The 14,667-nt window shown below is 42.6% G+C and carries 13 protein-coding genes; 2 read left to right on the forward strand and 11 right to left on the reverse strand.

The annotated features are described in order from the left end of the window. Positions 1 to 8 precede the first annotated feature (8 nt). Positions 9 to 1,325: a DEAD-box ATP-dependent RNA helicase CshB gene (cshB, locus tag MHH79_RS12940; protein WP_015483443.1), complete on the reverse strand. Its 1,317-nt coding sequence runs from the start codon at positions 1,323 to 1,325 to the stop codon at positions 9 to 11. Between the two features lie 168 nt (positions 1,326 to 1,493). On the opposite strand from cshB, the gene vrrA reads away from it, so the two are divergent. Together vrrA and MHH79_RS12950 are read left to right on the forward strand one after the other, a co-directional pair. Then, positions 1,494 to 2,240 (forward strand): VrrA/YqfQ family protein, encoded by a 747-nt coding sequence (vrrA, locus tag MHH79_RS12945; RefSeq protein ID WP_063335443.1) that lies wholly within the window; start codon positions 1,494 to 1,496, stop codon positions 2,238 to 2,240. Between the two features lie 122 nt (positions 2,241 to 2,362). Next, positions 2,363 to 3,307 (forward strand): 4-hydroxy-3-methylbut-2-enyl diphosphate reductase, encoded by a 945-nt coding sequence (locus tag MHH79_RS12950; protein ID WP_014477361.1) that lies wholly within the window; start codon positions 2,363 to 2,365, stop codon positions 3,305 to 3,307. Between the two features lie 22 nt (positions 3,308 to 3,329). On the opposite strand, the gene MHH79_RS12955 is transcribed toward MHH79_RS12950, so the two are convergent. The 10 genes from MHH79_RS12955 to glyQ all read right to left on the reverse strand — a co-directional run bounded on the left by MHH79_RS12955 (position 3,330) and on the right by glyQ (position 14,477). Continuing rightward, on the reverse strand, positions 3,330 to 4,451 hold the full coding sequence (locus MHH79_RS12955; protein ID WP_063335444.1) for a Nif3-like dinuclear metal center hexameric protein: 1,122 nt from the start codon (positions 4,449 to 4,451) through the stop codon (positions 3,330 to 3,332). Then, complete coding sequence (gene trmK / locus MHH79_RS12960) at positions 4,444 to 5,094, reverse strand: tRNA (adenine(22)-N(1))-methyltransferase TrmK (RefSeq protein WP_063335445.1); 651 nt, start codon at positions 5,092 to 5,094, stop codon at positions 4,444 to 4,446. The genes MHH79_RS12955 and trmK overlap by 8 nt, the downstream gene beginning before the upstream one ends. Positions 5,095 to 5,350: 256 nt before the next feature. After that, positions 5,351 to 5,713: a cytochrome c550 gene (cccA, locus tag MHH79_RS12965; RefSeq protein ID WP_003230068.1), complete on the reverse strand. Its 363-nt coding sequence runs from the start codon at positions 5,711 to 5,713 to the stop codon at positions 5,351 to 5,353. A 328-nt stretch (positions 5,714 to 6,041) separates the two neighbouring features. Next, positions 6,042 to 7,157 carry an RNA polymerase sigma factor RpoD gene (gene rpoD, locus MHH79_RS12970; RefSeq protein ID WP_003226225.1) on the reverse strand — a complete coding sequence of 372 codons (1,116 nt, stop codon included), beginning with the start codon at positions 7,155 to 7,157 and terminating at the stop codon, positions 6,042 to 6,044. 198 nt (positions 7,158 to 7,355) lie between these two features. Further along, positions 7,356 to 9,167, reverse strand: coding sequence for a DNA primase (dnaG, locus tag MHH79_RS12975; RefSeq protein ID WP_063335446.1), 1,812 nt, complete (start codon positions 9,165 to 9,167; stop codon positions 7,356 to 7,358). 33 nt (positions 9,168 to 9,200) lie between these two features. After that, positions 9,201 to 9,695 carry a YaiI/YqxD family protein gene (locus MHH79_RS12980; RefSeq protein ID WP_003230065.1) on the reverse strand — a complete coding sequence of 165 codons (495 nt, stop codon included), beginning with the start codon at positions 9,693 to 9,695 and terminating at the stop codon, positions 9,201 to 9,203. A gap of 253 nt (positions 9,696 to 9,948) precedes the next feature. Beyond that, positions 9,949 to 10,761: a pyruvate, water dikinase regulatory protein gene (locus tag MHH79_RS12985; RefSeq protein ID WP_003230064.1), complete on the reverse strand. Its 813-nt coding sequence runs from the start codon at positions 10,759 to 10,761 to the stop codon at positions 9,949 to 9,951. Between the two features lie 25 nt (positions 10,762 to 10,786). Then, on the reverse strand, positions 10,787 to 11,425 hold the full coding sequence (gene ccpN / locus MHH79_RS12990; RefSeq protein ID WP_003237058.1) for a transcriptional regulator CcpN: 639 nt from the start codon (positions 11,423 to 11,425) through the stop codon (positions 10,787 to 10,789). Between the two features lie 132 nt (positions 11,426 to 11,557). Further along, entirely contained in the window at positions 11,558 to 13,597 is a 2,040-nt protein-coding gene (glyS, locus tag MHH79_RS12995; protein ID WP_340034591.1) for a glycine--tRNA ligase subunit beta, read from the reverse strand. Further along, entirely contained in the window at positions 13,590 to 14,477 is an 888-nt protein-coding gene (gene glyQ, locus MHH79_RS13000; RefSeq protein WP_003226213.1) for a glycine--tRNA ligase subunit alpha, read from the reverse strand. The genes glyS and glyQ overlap by 8 nt, the downstream gene beginning before the upstream one ends. Between the last annotated feature and the right edge of the window lie 190 nt (positions 14,478 to 14,667).

Genomic DNA, 14,667 nt, shown 5'->3' on the forward strand with positions numbered 1-14,667 from the left:
AGGTTCCCCTACTTTCTTTTCTTAGATTGGTTTCTTCTCTGTTTTTTCTTGATTTTCTCCATCTCATAGCTCATTTTCTTTTTATACCCAGGCTTAACCTTCTTAGGCTTTTTCACGAGACGATGAGCAATTTCATCCGCTTCATTCGGCGTTTTTTTACGCTTTTTGCGGCGCTGACGGTCATCGCCTTTTTTCCATTCGCCCTTTTCAAGCTCTAAGTAATCAAATTCGATGCCCATTTTTTCAAGTCTTACTAATGCATCCTCATCAGTAAGTTCATAAATGGTCATCGCTTGTCCTGATGAGCCGGCACGAGCCGTTCTGCCCACACGGTGAACATAGAAATCGAGATCATCCGGCAGCTCATAGTTGATAACATGGCTGACACCTTTAATATCAATACCTCTTGCGGCAAGGTCAGTTGCAATGACATAAGTGAATTCCAAATCATTGATCTGCTTCATGACTTTTTTCCGCTCACGTGGTGTTAATCCGCCGTGCAGCAAGCCGATTTTCATGCCTTTGCCAGTCAGATACTGGGCAATATGGTCAGCCGTATTTTTCGTGTTGGCAAACACAATCCCCAGGTATGGATTCAGATGCGACATGATGTCAAAAAGGAGCTTGTCCTTGTCACGATGTTTCGAAGGAATGAGGATATGCTCGATTTTCGCAGCAGTCACCTGTTTTGGCTCCACATGGGCGTATTTCGGATTTTCCATGTATTTCTTCAAAAATGGTTTCAGCTTTTCCGGTATGGTCGCTGAAAACACAAGCATTTGCAGATCCTCAGGCATGCGGGAACCGATGTAATCTACATCTGCAAGGAATCCCATGTCCAGCATTAAATCCGCTTCATCAATAACAAGAGATTCCGCTTTATGAACACTTAACGCCTGTTCTTTGATTAAGTCAGCAATCCGTCCGGGTGTACCGACAACAAGATGCGGCTGTATTTTCAATTTATCAATTGATTTTTGTTTATCAGTGCCTCCGATAAAACATTTCGAGCGAATCTGACTGCCTTCCTCACCTTGTGTGATTTTAAGCGCTTCCTGATAAATCTGGTTGGCTAGCTCTCTTGTCGGAGCCGTAATGACTACCTGAACGACATCCTTAGCAGGATCGATTTTGTTTAATAAAGGCAGTAAATAAGCGTGAGTCTTTCCGGTACCCGTCTGAGACTGGCCGATGACGCTTTCTTTTTTTAACACTGCAGGAATCAGCCTTTTCTGGATATCAGTCGGTTCGTAAAAACCAAGGCGATGTACTGCATCTATAATAAATGGTTTCAATTCATAAAGTTCAAATTTCGTTTCTTTCATTTTTCCCAGCTCCTTAAAGCGGCACATTATGTGTCCATCATCACATTATACCCGATTTTGCTTAAAAACACCACGTTTGCAAGGCGTTTGTTTTATTCAGTTATGTAAAGCAAATACCGCAGCCCATGCATATTCTAATAGCAGAGAGAGCTGAAAGGAGGTACAAGTATGTTTTCACCGCAGCAGCCAATGAGAAATTACCCACAGCCCGGACCGCCCCGCCCCATGCCAAATCAGCGAATGATGGGCAGAAGACCGCCTAATATGCGAGGACCTTCATTTGGAGCACAGCAGCAAGGTTTTCAGCAAGCCGGACAATTTCTTCCTCAGGCAAATGCCGGAGCGAGAAATGGTGCAGGTGCAGGCGGAGGCTTAAAAGGAATGCTGTCAAGGTTCCTACCCGGCGGAGGAGGCGGAGGAGGCGCTGGCAGCGCCGGAGTTTCTGGAATTCCAGGAGCAGGTGCAGCAGCGAGCGGAGGTGCTGGCCTGCAAGGCATTCAAAATATCGCCAATCCTGCATCATTATCCAGTATGCTTGGAAATGTGCAAAAAGTACTCGGCATGGCGCAGCAAGTCACCCCTATGATCCAGCAGTACGGCCCATTAGTCCGCAATCTGCCAGCAATGATGAAGCTGTACAGCCAATTAAGTAAAAGTGATGAAACTGAGACAGAGGCCAATGAGGAAAGTGAAAAACAATCCGTTTCAGAAGAATCATCAGAAAAAGAGACTGAAACAAAAACCTCAGATGGGAACAAAAAATCAAAACCAAAAAGTTCTTCTCTCCCAAAAAAATCTAAAACAACTGACAATAAAGAACAAGAATCAAAAACATCTGCCCCGAAGAAAAAGGAAACTGCCTCTCCTGCTCCGAAAAGAACATCAGGCAGTTCAAAACCGAGATTATATATTTAACATTCTTTGATATCTGAAGTGAGATTGGCTATAATGAGATCAGAAGAATGCAAGAATAGAGCCGTTTGATTACGGCTTTTTATATTGCCTTTACTCACTTCAGTATTGGAGGACAACCGAAAATGGACGTAATTAAAATTTCACCGCGCGGCTATTGCTATGGTGTTGTTGATGCTATGGTCATTGCCAAAAATGCGTCACTAGATAAAAGCTTGCCAAGACCCATCTATATACTCGGGATGATTGTTCATAATAAACACGTCACTGATGCGTTTGAAGAGGAAGGGATTTTTACATTGGACGGCTCTAACCGTCTGGACATCTTAAAGCAGGTTGACAAAGGAACTGTCATTTTCACTGCGCACGGTGTTTCTCCCGAAGTCAGAAGAATCGCAGAAGAAAAAGGGTTAGTCGCAATTGATGCTACATGTCCGGATGTGACGAAAACTCATAATCTAATCTTAGAGATGAAAGAAAAAGGATATCACGTGATCTATATCGGCAAAAAAGGGCATCCAGAGCCTGAGGGAGCCGTTGGCGTAGCGCCAGAGATCGTTCACTTAGTTGAAACAGAAGAAGATGTAAAGAACCTTGATATCCAAGCAGAGAAGTTAATCGTGACGAATCAAACAACAATGTCTCAATGGGATGTTCACGACATTATGGAGCTTGTCAAAGAAAAATATCCTCATGTCGAATATCACCAAGAGATTTGCCTCGCTACTCAAGTGCGGCAGGAAGCTGTATCAGAGCAGGCAAAAAAAGCGGACTTAACAATCGTTGTCGGAGACCCGAAAAGCAACAATTCAAATAGGCTTGCTCAAGTGTCAGAGGAAATAGCCGGGACAAAAGCATACCGGATTGGCGACTTAAGCGAACTGAAGCTCGAATGGCTGAAAGGCGTTAATACCGTTGCAGTTACAGCGGGAGCTTCAACACCGACGCCGATCACAAAAGAAGTCATTCGCTTTTTAGAGCAGTTTGATCACGAAGATCCATCAACTTGGACAACTGAACATAATATACCGCTCAAAAAAATACTTCCAAAAGTAAAAGCAAAAAACTGAGGCTGTAAAAGCCTCAGTTTTTTTATAGAAATGTAAATGGATTTGTATCTGTTTCAGAAACAAAGATATTCACGTCAAACTTTTTATCATTACACATTGATGTCAGTTTTCTCGTGACGCCTTCTTTCATGATTTTTTCCGCGTAATGGCCCGGATCAACCACATTTAGGCCAAGCATCATCGCATCATGGGCCACATGGAAGTATAAATCTCCTGTGACGTAAACATCGGCTCCCTTTCGTTTTGCATGATGAATATACTTGTTTCCATCTCCACCAAGAACAGCTACCTTTTTCACCATGCTGTCAGCATCCCCCACCATTCTGACACCATTGACGTCAAGCTTGTCTTTCACAAATAAAGCGAATTCCTTAAGCGTCATCTCATTTTTAAGGGTTCCGACACGGCCGAGCCCTTTTTCGGCGGGAGTCTGTTCGACAGGATAGATATCGTAAGCGACTTCTTCATATGGATGGCTTTTTATCATTGCATTGATAACAGCTTTTTCGATGCTTTTAGGAAATACAGTCTCAAGTCTTACTTCATGAACAAGCTCAAGCTCTCCCACTTCACCGATAAAAGGTTTGGCTCCATCCAATGGCTTAAAGCTGCCGATCCCTTCAGATGAAAACGCGCAATGGCTGTATTCACCGATATGGCCGGCCCCCGCATTTCCGACCGCGGCTCTGACCTGCTCTTCATATTCCTTCGGCACGTATACTGCCAGCTTTTTCAGAGGATCCGTATAAGTAGGTGCCAGCACTTCCGTCTCACTCAGCTCTAATGCTTCAGCAAGCAAATCATTCACGCCGCCGTCCGCAACGTCTAAATTTGTATGAGCTGCATAAACAGCAATATCATGCTTCAAACACTTTTCAATTAACCTTCCGGCAGGCTGATCTGTTGAAATATTCTTTAGCGGCCGGAAAATAGGAGGATGGTGTGCAATAATCAAGTCAACCTCTTTTTCAATCGCTTCATCGATAACATTCTCTAACACATCAAGTGTAACCATCACATTTTTAATTGGTTTGTTTAAAGTGCCGATTTGCAGGCCGATTTTATCTCCTTCAACCGCATAGGCTTTCGGGGAAAATTGTTCAAATAGCTGGATGATCTGCTGCCCATTTACACTTTTAGCCATGCTCGATTACCTCCTTTAACAGCTCCATTCGATCGGAGAGCTCCTTTAATTTTTGTTTGTTTTGCTCTGTATCCGCCGCTTGGCTAATCTGTTCATAAATGCTTTGAGTGTGCTGAAGCTCTTGTGTCCACTTTTTCAAAAAGACAGCATTTTTTTCTTTTGCCAAGAAAGGGCCGACGAGCATCCCGGCTGATAAAGAAATACCGTCATAAGCCGCATCCCTGTCTCCCGCTTCTGCTACCAGCACTTCATAGCACTTTCCGTCCTCTTCAAGGATTACCTCATCTATCAGCGCATATCCTTCTTTATAAAGCCACTCCCTGATATGAACAGCATGAATATTCGGCTGTAAAATGAGCCGTTCCTTCCCCGTTAATTTGTCTTTGCCCGCTTCTAAAATGTGAGCGATCAAAGCCCCGCCCATTCCGGCAATCGTAATGGCATCAGCTTCACCTTTTTTAATCACTTCCAGTCCGTCTCCCTGCCTTACAGAAATGTGCGAGTTTAAGCCTGATTTTTCAACCTGCCGCTTTGCAGACAAAAATGGGCCGTCTGTTATTTCTCCGGCAATCGCCCCGCTGGCTTTATGATTCAACACCGCATAACAAGGAAGGTATGCGTGATCAGAGCCGATATCGGCCATCATCGCTCCATTCGGTATGTACTCCGATACTGTTTGCAATCGTTTAGATAATTTTAATTCGTTCACTTGTCATCACAACTTTTCTCAATCATTTTTTCCTTTACTATCATATAAAAAATCAGCCCGGAATCCAAGCTGAAGCAAATGATTTTGAGATTATTTCTTTTGATGCGGGTCTGCACGCGGCAGTCAAAAATAAAAGGCTGTCGAGAACATCTCGGCGGCCTGTGAATGTATAAAGAGAAAAATGGTTCTTTTATTTAATTTTTGACACCCACTCTGCCATATCATCCAGCTTATCGGCCGGAACAAGACCGGAAGGCATTCCATTACCGCCTTTTTCGATCTTTGTTTTAATTTCAGCGACATCTTTCTTATCCCCTACACCTTTTAAGCTAGGACCCGAAACACCTTCATAATTTTCACCGTGGCATGCGATGCAGTTTGCCTTGTAAATTTCTTCTGGTGAAGCGTTTGCATCTTTCTTTTCAGCAGATTTGCTTTCTCCTCCGCTTGCAATCTCCCGAGAGTCATCAAGTCCTTTTACTGATAAAAAGAAAGTTAGACCAATTCCTAAAACAGCGATCAGCAAAAATGGAATAAGCGGGTTCCATTTCATTTCCCTTCCCCCTTTTTGATCCTTCCCCCTATGTAAACACTTCTAATTCTAACTTATTTTTACAAAAAGTAAATGGATTGCTATACAAAAGTTTTTTATTCACACTTTATACAAAATTGAATAGAAACATGCCTAAATCTCTAATATCCTTTTTATTCTATTGTATAATGTATTGTATACGCTTACAATAGAAAATATGGAATTAGATTTTGAAATTTTTCACCACAATGTCCATTTGCAAATGACATCATTTTTCAGTAAAATAAAGGCATATTATCCATATATCTTTTTAAAAAAAGAAGAACGGATCTTCAAGACCCGTTCCATCTTATTCGAGGAAATCTTTCAAACGTTTACTTCTGCTAGGATGTCTTAGTTTCCGCAACGCTTTGGCTTCGATTTGTCGAATACGCTCTCTCGTTACTCCAAATACTTTGCCGACCTCTTCTAATGTTCTTGTACGGCCGTCATCAAGACCGAATCGAAGACGCAATACATTTTCTTCACGATCAGTTAACGTATCAAGCACATCTTCCAGCTGCTCTTTCAATAGCTCGTATGCGGCGTGGTCAGAAGGTGAAGTTGCTTCTTGGTCTTCAATGAAATCACCAAGGTGCGAGTCATCCTCTTCACCGATTGGTGTTTCCAGCGATACCGGCTCTTGAGCAATCTTTAAGATTTCGCGTACTTTTTCAGGCGTTAAATCCATATCTTCCGCAATTTCTTCAGGTGTTGGTTCTCTGCCTAAGTCTTGCAGTAATTGACGCTGCACACGGATTAATTTATTAATGGTTTCAACCATATGAACGGGAATCCGGATCGTTCTCGCCTGATCGGCAATGGCGCGTGTAATCGCCTGTCTGATCCACCACGTAGCATACGTACTGAATTTATAACCTTTGCGATAATCAAATTTTTCAACGGCTTTCATCAGTCCCATGTTTCCTTCCTGGATCAGGTCAAGGAACAGCATACCGCGTCCGACATACCGTTTTGCGATACTGACAACAAGCCGCAGGTTCGCTTCAGCCAATCTGCGTTTAGATTCTTCGTCACCTTCTTCAATCTTTTGAGCGTAGGCGATTTCTTCTTTTGCAGAAAGAAGGTTAACCCGACCGATTTCCTTTAAATACATACGAACTGGGTCATTGATTTTAACGCCAGGCGGTACACTTAGGTCATTAAGGTCAAATTCTTCTTCGGCTTTGGCAAGCTGCTGAATATTAGGATCTTCTGTTTCTTCATTCTCACTAATTAATTCAACACCTTGTTCACCTAAAAATTCATAATACTCATCCATTTGGTCTGATTCAATTTCAAAGCTGGACATACGCTCAGCAATTTCTTCATATGTCAAAACGCCACGTTTTTTACCAGACTCTGTTAATTGCTCTTTTACTTGGTCGAATGTTAATTCTGTCTCGTGGGTTTGTTTATCAGCCATTATGGATCCCTCCTTCCAAAGCTTGCAACGAATTCTATAAGCGGTATGATTCTTATTCGGTCCATTCAGGCGTTTTCTATGTGAACTGCCTTTAACAATGTGCGAATAATGAAATGACAATTCATGATGAGGTTAAGCGATCTATTTGCTCCTCCGCAAGGAATCATTGCCAATAAATGCTCCTCATCAGTTCTCCAGTTATTTTAAAGATCGGTTCAATGTAACGATTTCTTGAGCCAGAGAAGCAGCTCTTAAAAAATCTTTTTGCCTTTCGGCTTCGGCTCTTTCCGCCTCTTTTTCTTTTATCATTGACCAATTTCTTTGATTCAACACTTTTTTTACATAATCTGATAACTCGGCTTCGCTAAGCTCTTGATTAACCTGAAGCATTAATATATCAGACAAGAGCTGGCTTATATGATCATCCGTCACCCTGGCCATCAGATGCTGAGGCGTCAGCTCGGCTCCCTCTTCATAAAAAGCATAAAGATAGGCGGCTAATGCCCGGTGCTCATCAATATTAAATTGAAACCCTACCCGGTCAATCACTTTTTTGATGACGCTCCGATCTCGAAGCATGTGAGCGAGTAACAGCCTTTCTGCATTTTCATACGCCGGACGCAAACGTTTTTGCCTTGCTTTTGTCGTCAGATGCGCTCGCCGCATTTTTGTTTCACCGCTATTGTCAGCAGGTTTGTTTTGCTTGCTGAAAACAGACAGCTGCTCAGTTAAAGACTCCTGTGAAAGCGAAAACTCTGAAGCAAGCTGCTTTACATAGACTTCCTGCTCTAGAGACCCTGAAAGCGTGCTGATTTCTTTCAGTACGTCTTTAATGTAAGCTAGTCGGTCGCCTTCATCGGACAGGTTCTTTCCTTTTCGGAAATATTGCATTTTGAACGCCATTACGGTGACACTGGCGTCAATAATGTCGTTTTTAAATTTTTCACCGCCGAATTTTTTGATGTAATCATCAGGGTCCAATCCGTCAGGAATCATTGCAACTCTGACTTTGCAGCCTTTTTTTTGCAGAAGCTCCGAAGCTTTTAAGGTGGCTTCATAACCGGCTTTATCAGAGTCATAGCAAAGAATGATTTCTTCGACGTTTCTTCTCAGGATCTTGACATGATCATCTGTAAGAGACGTTCCCATCGTGGCTATGCTTTCTTTTACACCCGAGCTTACGGCCGATATGACATCAGCAAACCCTTCAAATAAGACTGCTCTTTCCTGCTTTCTGATATGAAGGCGGGCCTTATAAAAATTGTAAAGCAGTTTACTTTTATGAAAGAGCGGGGTTTCAGGACTGTTCATATACTTAGGCTGCTGGCTGCCAAGAGCCCTGCCTGAGAAAGCAACAACAGCCCCGTGATGATCATGGATCGGAAACATGACACGGTTTCTGAAGCGGTCGAAATATCCGCTTCCGTCTTCGCGTCTGATCAGGAGACCCGCTTTTTCCATTTGCGCCTCACTAAATCCCCTCTTTACAAGGAATTTCGTGATAAAGTCCCAAGAATCAAGAGCATAGCCAATCTGAAATTCATCAATCAGCTCTTTCGTAAAGCCCCTAGAAAGCAGATAATCCAGTGCCTCTTGACCTTCTTTTGTATTTATTAACAAATGATGGTAAAATTTCTTCAGGAGCTCATGTGCCTCAGCCATTTTTTGTTCTCCAGAAGACTCTGGCCGGGCTCCGGAATGGACTGTTATATCATCTGGAAAATCAATTTGGTATTTGTCAGCAAGGTGAGAAACCGACTCGGCAAAAGAATAGCCTTCCATCTGCCTTAAAAAAGAGAAAACATTGCCGCCCGCTCCGCAGCCAAAGCAATGAAAAATCTGTTTGTCGGGCGATACGGAAAACGAAGGTGTGCTTTCTCCATGAAAAGGACAGAGTCCAAAGTAGTTTCGGCCTTGCTTCTTTAATTGAACATAATCACCTATGACTTCAACGATATCTGCCGACTTTTGCACCTGATCCACAATTTCATCTGGTATCCGATTTCCCATCTTATAACACTCCGTCGTACATTATTCGATGCTTTAGTGCAAAATCCCTTCATCGTTCGACAGGATTTTTTGCAGCAGTGTAATAAATCGTTCTCGATCTTCTTTATTCAATTTTTTAGGCCCTTTGGCATATACGCCTTTTCTTCTTTGTTTGCCGGAAAAATGACGGCCCTCTAGAGCAAAATCAATCGTGTCTTCTTTGTAAAGACGACCTCTTTCCGACATAACAGAGACATTTCTGTTCAACAGCAGAGATGCTAATCCGATGTCCTGCGTCACAACAATATCTCCCGGTTTCACGTGATTTGCGATATATAAATCAGCAGCTTCTTTATGAGGATCAACATACTTCCATTTTTCTTCATTGCTTCTGGAAAGCTGATAATGTTCAAATGAAGCGACAAAAAGAACTTGAACTTCATACTCGGATGCTGTTTGTAAAATTTCATCTTTTACCGGACAAGCATCAGCATCGACAAAAATCGTCTTTTCTTGTTCATTAAGAAGAGTAATTCTCCATCCCTCCATTAAACTCCTGCATAAAAGCAAGCAAAATCGCACATCCTTTATTATTGTGGATGTATATGAATTTGTCGAAAAATTTCCGGGAGAAATTCTTGACATCTTACCCATAATAGTTTATTCGTATCACACGATCCTTAAACCTAAAATTAATCATTTTATCACAATTTTTTATTATAATACAAACTTCACAAAGATGCTATTGTTTTTCATTATTCCCTTTTGGCACAGCCAAAAACCCAGGATAGAGCGTCCTGAGTTATATGTTTTTTGTTTTGAGATGATGGATAATATTTGCTGTTTCCTCAACCGCTTTATTTGAAACATCAACAACCTGGCAGCCGATCCGATCCACAATCTTTTCGAAATACTCGAGTTCCTCTTTGATTCTGTTGATATTTGCATAAATCGCTTTATCATTAAGCCCGAGTGATTTTAAGCGTTCTTTTCTGATATGATTCAGTTTATCAGGGCTAATCTTTAAACCGATGCATTTTTTCGGATCAACGTTAAAGAGTTCTTCCGGCGGATCAACCTCCGGTACAATCGGAACATTGGCAACCTTCAGGCGTTTGTGTGCGAGATATTGAGACAGCGGTGTTTTAGACGTTCTTGACACGCCGATCAAAACGATATCAGCTTTTAAAATCCCTCTTGGATCACGTCCATCATCGTATTTAACTGCAAACTCGATGGCCTCCACTTTTTTGAAATAATCTTCATCAAGCTGGCGCACCCGCCCCGGTTCGTATTTCGCTGTTAAACCGTAGGCTGTTTCCATTTTATCAATCAACGGGCCGATAATATCATAATATAAAACATTTGCTTTTTCCGCTTCGGCTATCAAATATTCTCTGATTTCCGGCACCACGAGTGTAAAACAGATAATGCCCCCGTCTGCCTTTGCAAGTGAAATCACTTCATTGATAGTGCCTATATCTTCAACATAAGGAATTCTTCTTACATGAGTATCATCCGCCGATCCGTTAAATTGGCTGAGTGCTGCTTTTACTACCAATTCAGCCGTTTCACCGACGGAATCCGATACAACATAGATGATGCGGTTATTCATATTATCCCCCCGTTAGTTTGCAATCTTATAGGATTTCATTTTCAGATAAACTGACAAGTATTTTGGTCATATTTGTTTTTGTCACTCTGCCGATCACTTCAAAGCCTTTATCGGTGTCTTTGATGACAGGAAGTGCATCAATTTGTTTTTCTATTAAGTGCTTTGCAATGTCCATCACATAATCCTCGCGTCTGCACACCGTAATGTTCGGCATCCTTGTCATGATGATGTGAACAGGGACCGATGTAAGCTCCTGCTGGCCAATGCTCGCTCTGAGCAAGTCTTTTCGTGAAAGCACCCCGACTAAAACAGCATCGCGGTCCACCACAAACAGAGTACCTACATCTTCTAAAAACATGGTGCAAATCGCATCGTACACAGAAACGTTTTCGTGAATCACTACGGGGATAGATTGAAAGTCTTTCACCTGAAGCTTTTTGAGTTTATCCGCCAAAAGCTGCGTGCCGGTTTTTCCCGTATAGAAATAACCGACTCTCGGGCGCGCCTCGAGGAATCCTGACATGGTGAGTATGGCTAAATCCGGGCGCAATGTCGCCCTGGTTAGGTTCAGCTTTTCTGCAATATGCTCCCCTGTAATCGGCCCGTTTTCTTTTACAATCTGCAAAATATGTTCTTGCCGTTTATTTAGTTCGATCGTACTCACCACCTTTTCACTTCATAGCTATGTAAAGAAATAATAATCCATATTATAACGTAAATATCTTGTAATCAAACAAAAAACTTATAAATGGGGAAAAGACGATTACCGATCACACAGCAACCGCCTTTTCTCTCTTTATTTTACAATAAGGGCATTCATATTCGCAAAGGACTTGATCTCATCCGCCAAGCTTACCATTTGCGCTAAACGATTTGCCTTTAATGACTCATTATCCGCTATAACCATTGTATGATCGAAGTAAGCATCGATCGGTTCTTTTAAGGCTGCAAGTGAAGCAAGCGCCGCCTCATAATCTTTTTTGCTGAAGTTTTCCTGCAGATTTTGCTTCGCTGTTTGGTAGGCATCAAACAGTTTTGCTTCGTATTCATTTTCAAACAGATCAGACTGAATGTCTCCGCGGACTCCTTTTTTGCTGATAGAGATCACTCGGCCTAACGCTTCGGCTGTTTCCTTAAAACCAGGTGCACCAAGCTTTTGCTCCAGTACTTGTGCTTTATGCAGCGCAGAGTACGGCTCAAGCTCAGAGCTTTCCAGCACGGCGTCAATGACATCATGTCTGATTTGTTCAGCATTCAAGACATATTTCAAGCGCTGAGTGAAGAAATCCAGCAGTTCATTTTCTTTATCGGTTTGTACGAAAGTTAGCAGCTCTTCAAATGAAATTCCCCAGTTGCGGTCAAGAAGAATCGCAACAATACCGCTAGCTTGGCGGCGCAGTCCGTAAGGGTCCTGGGAACCGGTCGGAATTACGCCGATAGAGAAGAATGAAGCGATTGTGTCAAGCTTATCCGCCATTGCTACAACAGCTCCGGTGAAAGTAGAAGGCGTTTCTCCGCCCGCTGATCTAGGCATATAATGTTCATTAACTGCCGCAGCCACAGCTTCATCTTCGCCAAGCATTCTCGCATACTTTTCGCCCATAATTCCTTGAAGTTCAGGGAATTCATATATCATATGCGTCACAAGGTCGAATTTAGAAATTTCAGCAGCCCGCTTCACATGTTTTAATGTATCTTCATCAGCCTGAAGACGAACGGCAAGTTTCTCTGCGATTGATGTGACTCTTCTAACCTTATCAGCAAGAGAACCAAGCTCTTCATGGAAAACGATATTTTCAAGCTTCTTCACATTTGCATCAATGTTTAGTTTCTGATCTTCCTTGTAGAAGAATGAAGCATCAGATAAACGTGCGCGCAGCACTTTTTCATTGCCTCGGGCCACATTTTCAATCGCGTGGCTGTTGCCGTTTCGGACTGTGATAAAGTGAGGCAGCAGGTCACCGTTTTTGTCTTTGACAGGGAAGTAGCGCTGATGCTCTTTCATTGTTGTGACAAGCACTTCTTCAGGAATTGACAGAAACTCGGATTCAAATGAACCGTAAAGAGCTGTCGGGTATTCTACTAAATGATTCACTTCATCAAGAAGGTCTTCGTCAACTGGAATGCTCCAATTGTTTTCATCAGCCATTGTTTCCAGCTGAGATTGAATCATTTGCTTTCGGACGCTAGGATCAGCAATAACATGCTGTTCTTTCAGCTGCTCTTCATAAGCTGAAGGTGATTCAATTGACACTTCATGTCCGAGGAAACGATGTCCCTGTGTTGTCCGTCCAGACTCAACGTTTGTGATCGAAAATGGAATGACATCCTGTCCAAATAATGCGACAATCCATTTGATCGGTCGGATATAACGCAAATCTTCATTTCCCCAGCGCATGTTTTTCGGGAAATGCAAGCTTGTAATTAAACCGCTCAGTTCCGGCAGAAGCGACTTCGTTTCTTGGCCGGCTTGGAATTTTTGCACGAATACATACTCTATGCCTTTTACTTCTTTAATGTACAGGTCTTCCACATTCGCGCCTTGGCCTTTTGAAAAGCCGATTGCCGCTTTTGTCCAGTTCCCGTCCGCATCAAGGGCAATTTTTTTCGCAGGCCCTTTTGCTTCTTCTTTTATATCATCCTGCTTTTCTGCGACATCCTTAATGAACACAGCAAGACGTCTCGGTGTATTGAAGAGTTTCACTTCACCGTGAGTAATATTTTTTTCTTTAAGCCAGCCTGTCAGCTTGTCGCCAAGCTGAACCATGCTTTCATTCAAAAAGCGCGCCGGCATTTCCTCTAATCCGATCTCTAAAAGTAAATCCTGTTTACTCATGAGAAGAACCCTCCCCTTTAAGCATTGGGAACCCTAGTTTTTCTCGTTCCTCATAATAGGTTTTTGCTACTTTTCTAGCTAAATTCCGCACTCTTGCGATATAGCCCGTCCGCTCGGTAACAGAGATCGCACCTTTGGCGTCAAGCAGATTGAAGGTGTGCGAGCATTTCAGCACATAGTCATATGCTGGATGAACAAGTCCGTTATCCATTTGCTTGATCGCTTCTTTTTCATATGTGCTGAACAATTGGAACAGCATATCGACGTCTGATGTTTCAAACGTATAAACAGAATGCTCATATTCAGCCATCATGAATAAATCTTTTACTGTAAACCCTGACGTCCATTCCAAGTCAAACACGTTTTCTTTATCCTGGATATAAGACGCGAGACGCTCAATTCCATACGTAATCTCTACAGAAACGGGTTTACACTCTAATCCTCCGACCTGCTGGAAATACGTAAATTGTGTTATTTCCATTCCGTCAAGCCAAACTTCCCAGCCTAGACCCGCGCAGCCTAAAGACGGATTCTCCCAGTTGTCTTCAACAAAGCGAATATCGTGCTCAAGCGGATCAATTCCAAGAGCACGCAAAGAATCCAAATACAACTCTTGAATGTTATCAGGAGACGGTTTAATAATGACCTGGAACTGATGATGCTGATACAGTCTGTTCGGGTTCTCCCCGTAGCGGCCGTCTGCAGGACGTCTGGAAGGCTCTACATAAGCCACTTTCCACGGCTCAGGGCCGATACTGCGCAAAAATGTATACGGGCTCATCGTGCCGGCTCCTTTTTCTACATCGTAAGCCTGCATAAGCACACAGCCCTGACTGGACCAATGCTTTTGCAAGGTTAGAATCATGTCTTGAATATTCATTTCAAGCACCTCCACTTTTCTTTCATAAGTTGACTGCGGCAGCAACCAAAAAACTCCCGTCTCTATGCTTGCCAGCCGCAAACATAGGGACGAGAGTTCTCCCGCGGTTCCACCCTAGTTGCTGAGAACAAAATCCCAGCCTCTTTTTTTAAAATTGCTCAAGAATGCCTTTCGTTGCGTGCTCATCCTT

It is taken from the genome of Bacillus sp. FSL K6-0993, from assembly GCF_037977205.1.
Classification (GTDB): domain Bacteria; phylum Bacillota; class Bacilli; order Bacillales; family Bacillaceae; genus Bacillus; species Bacillus subtilis.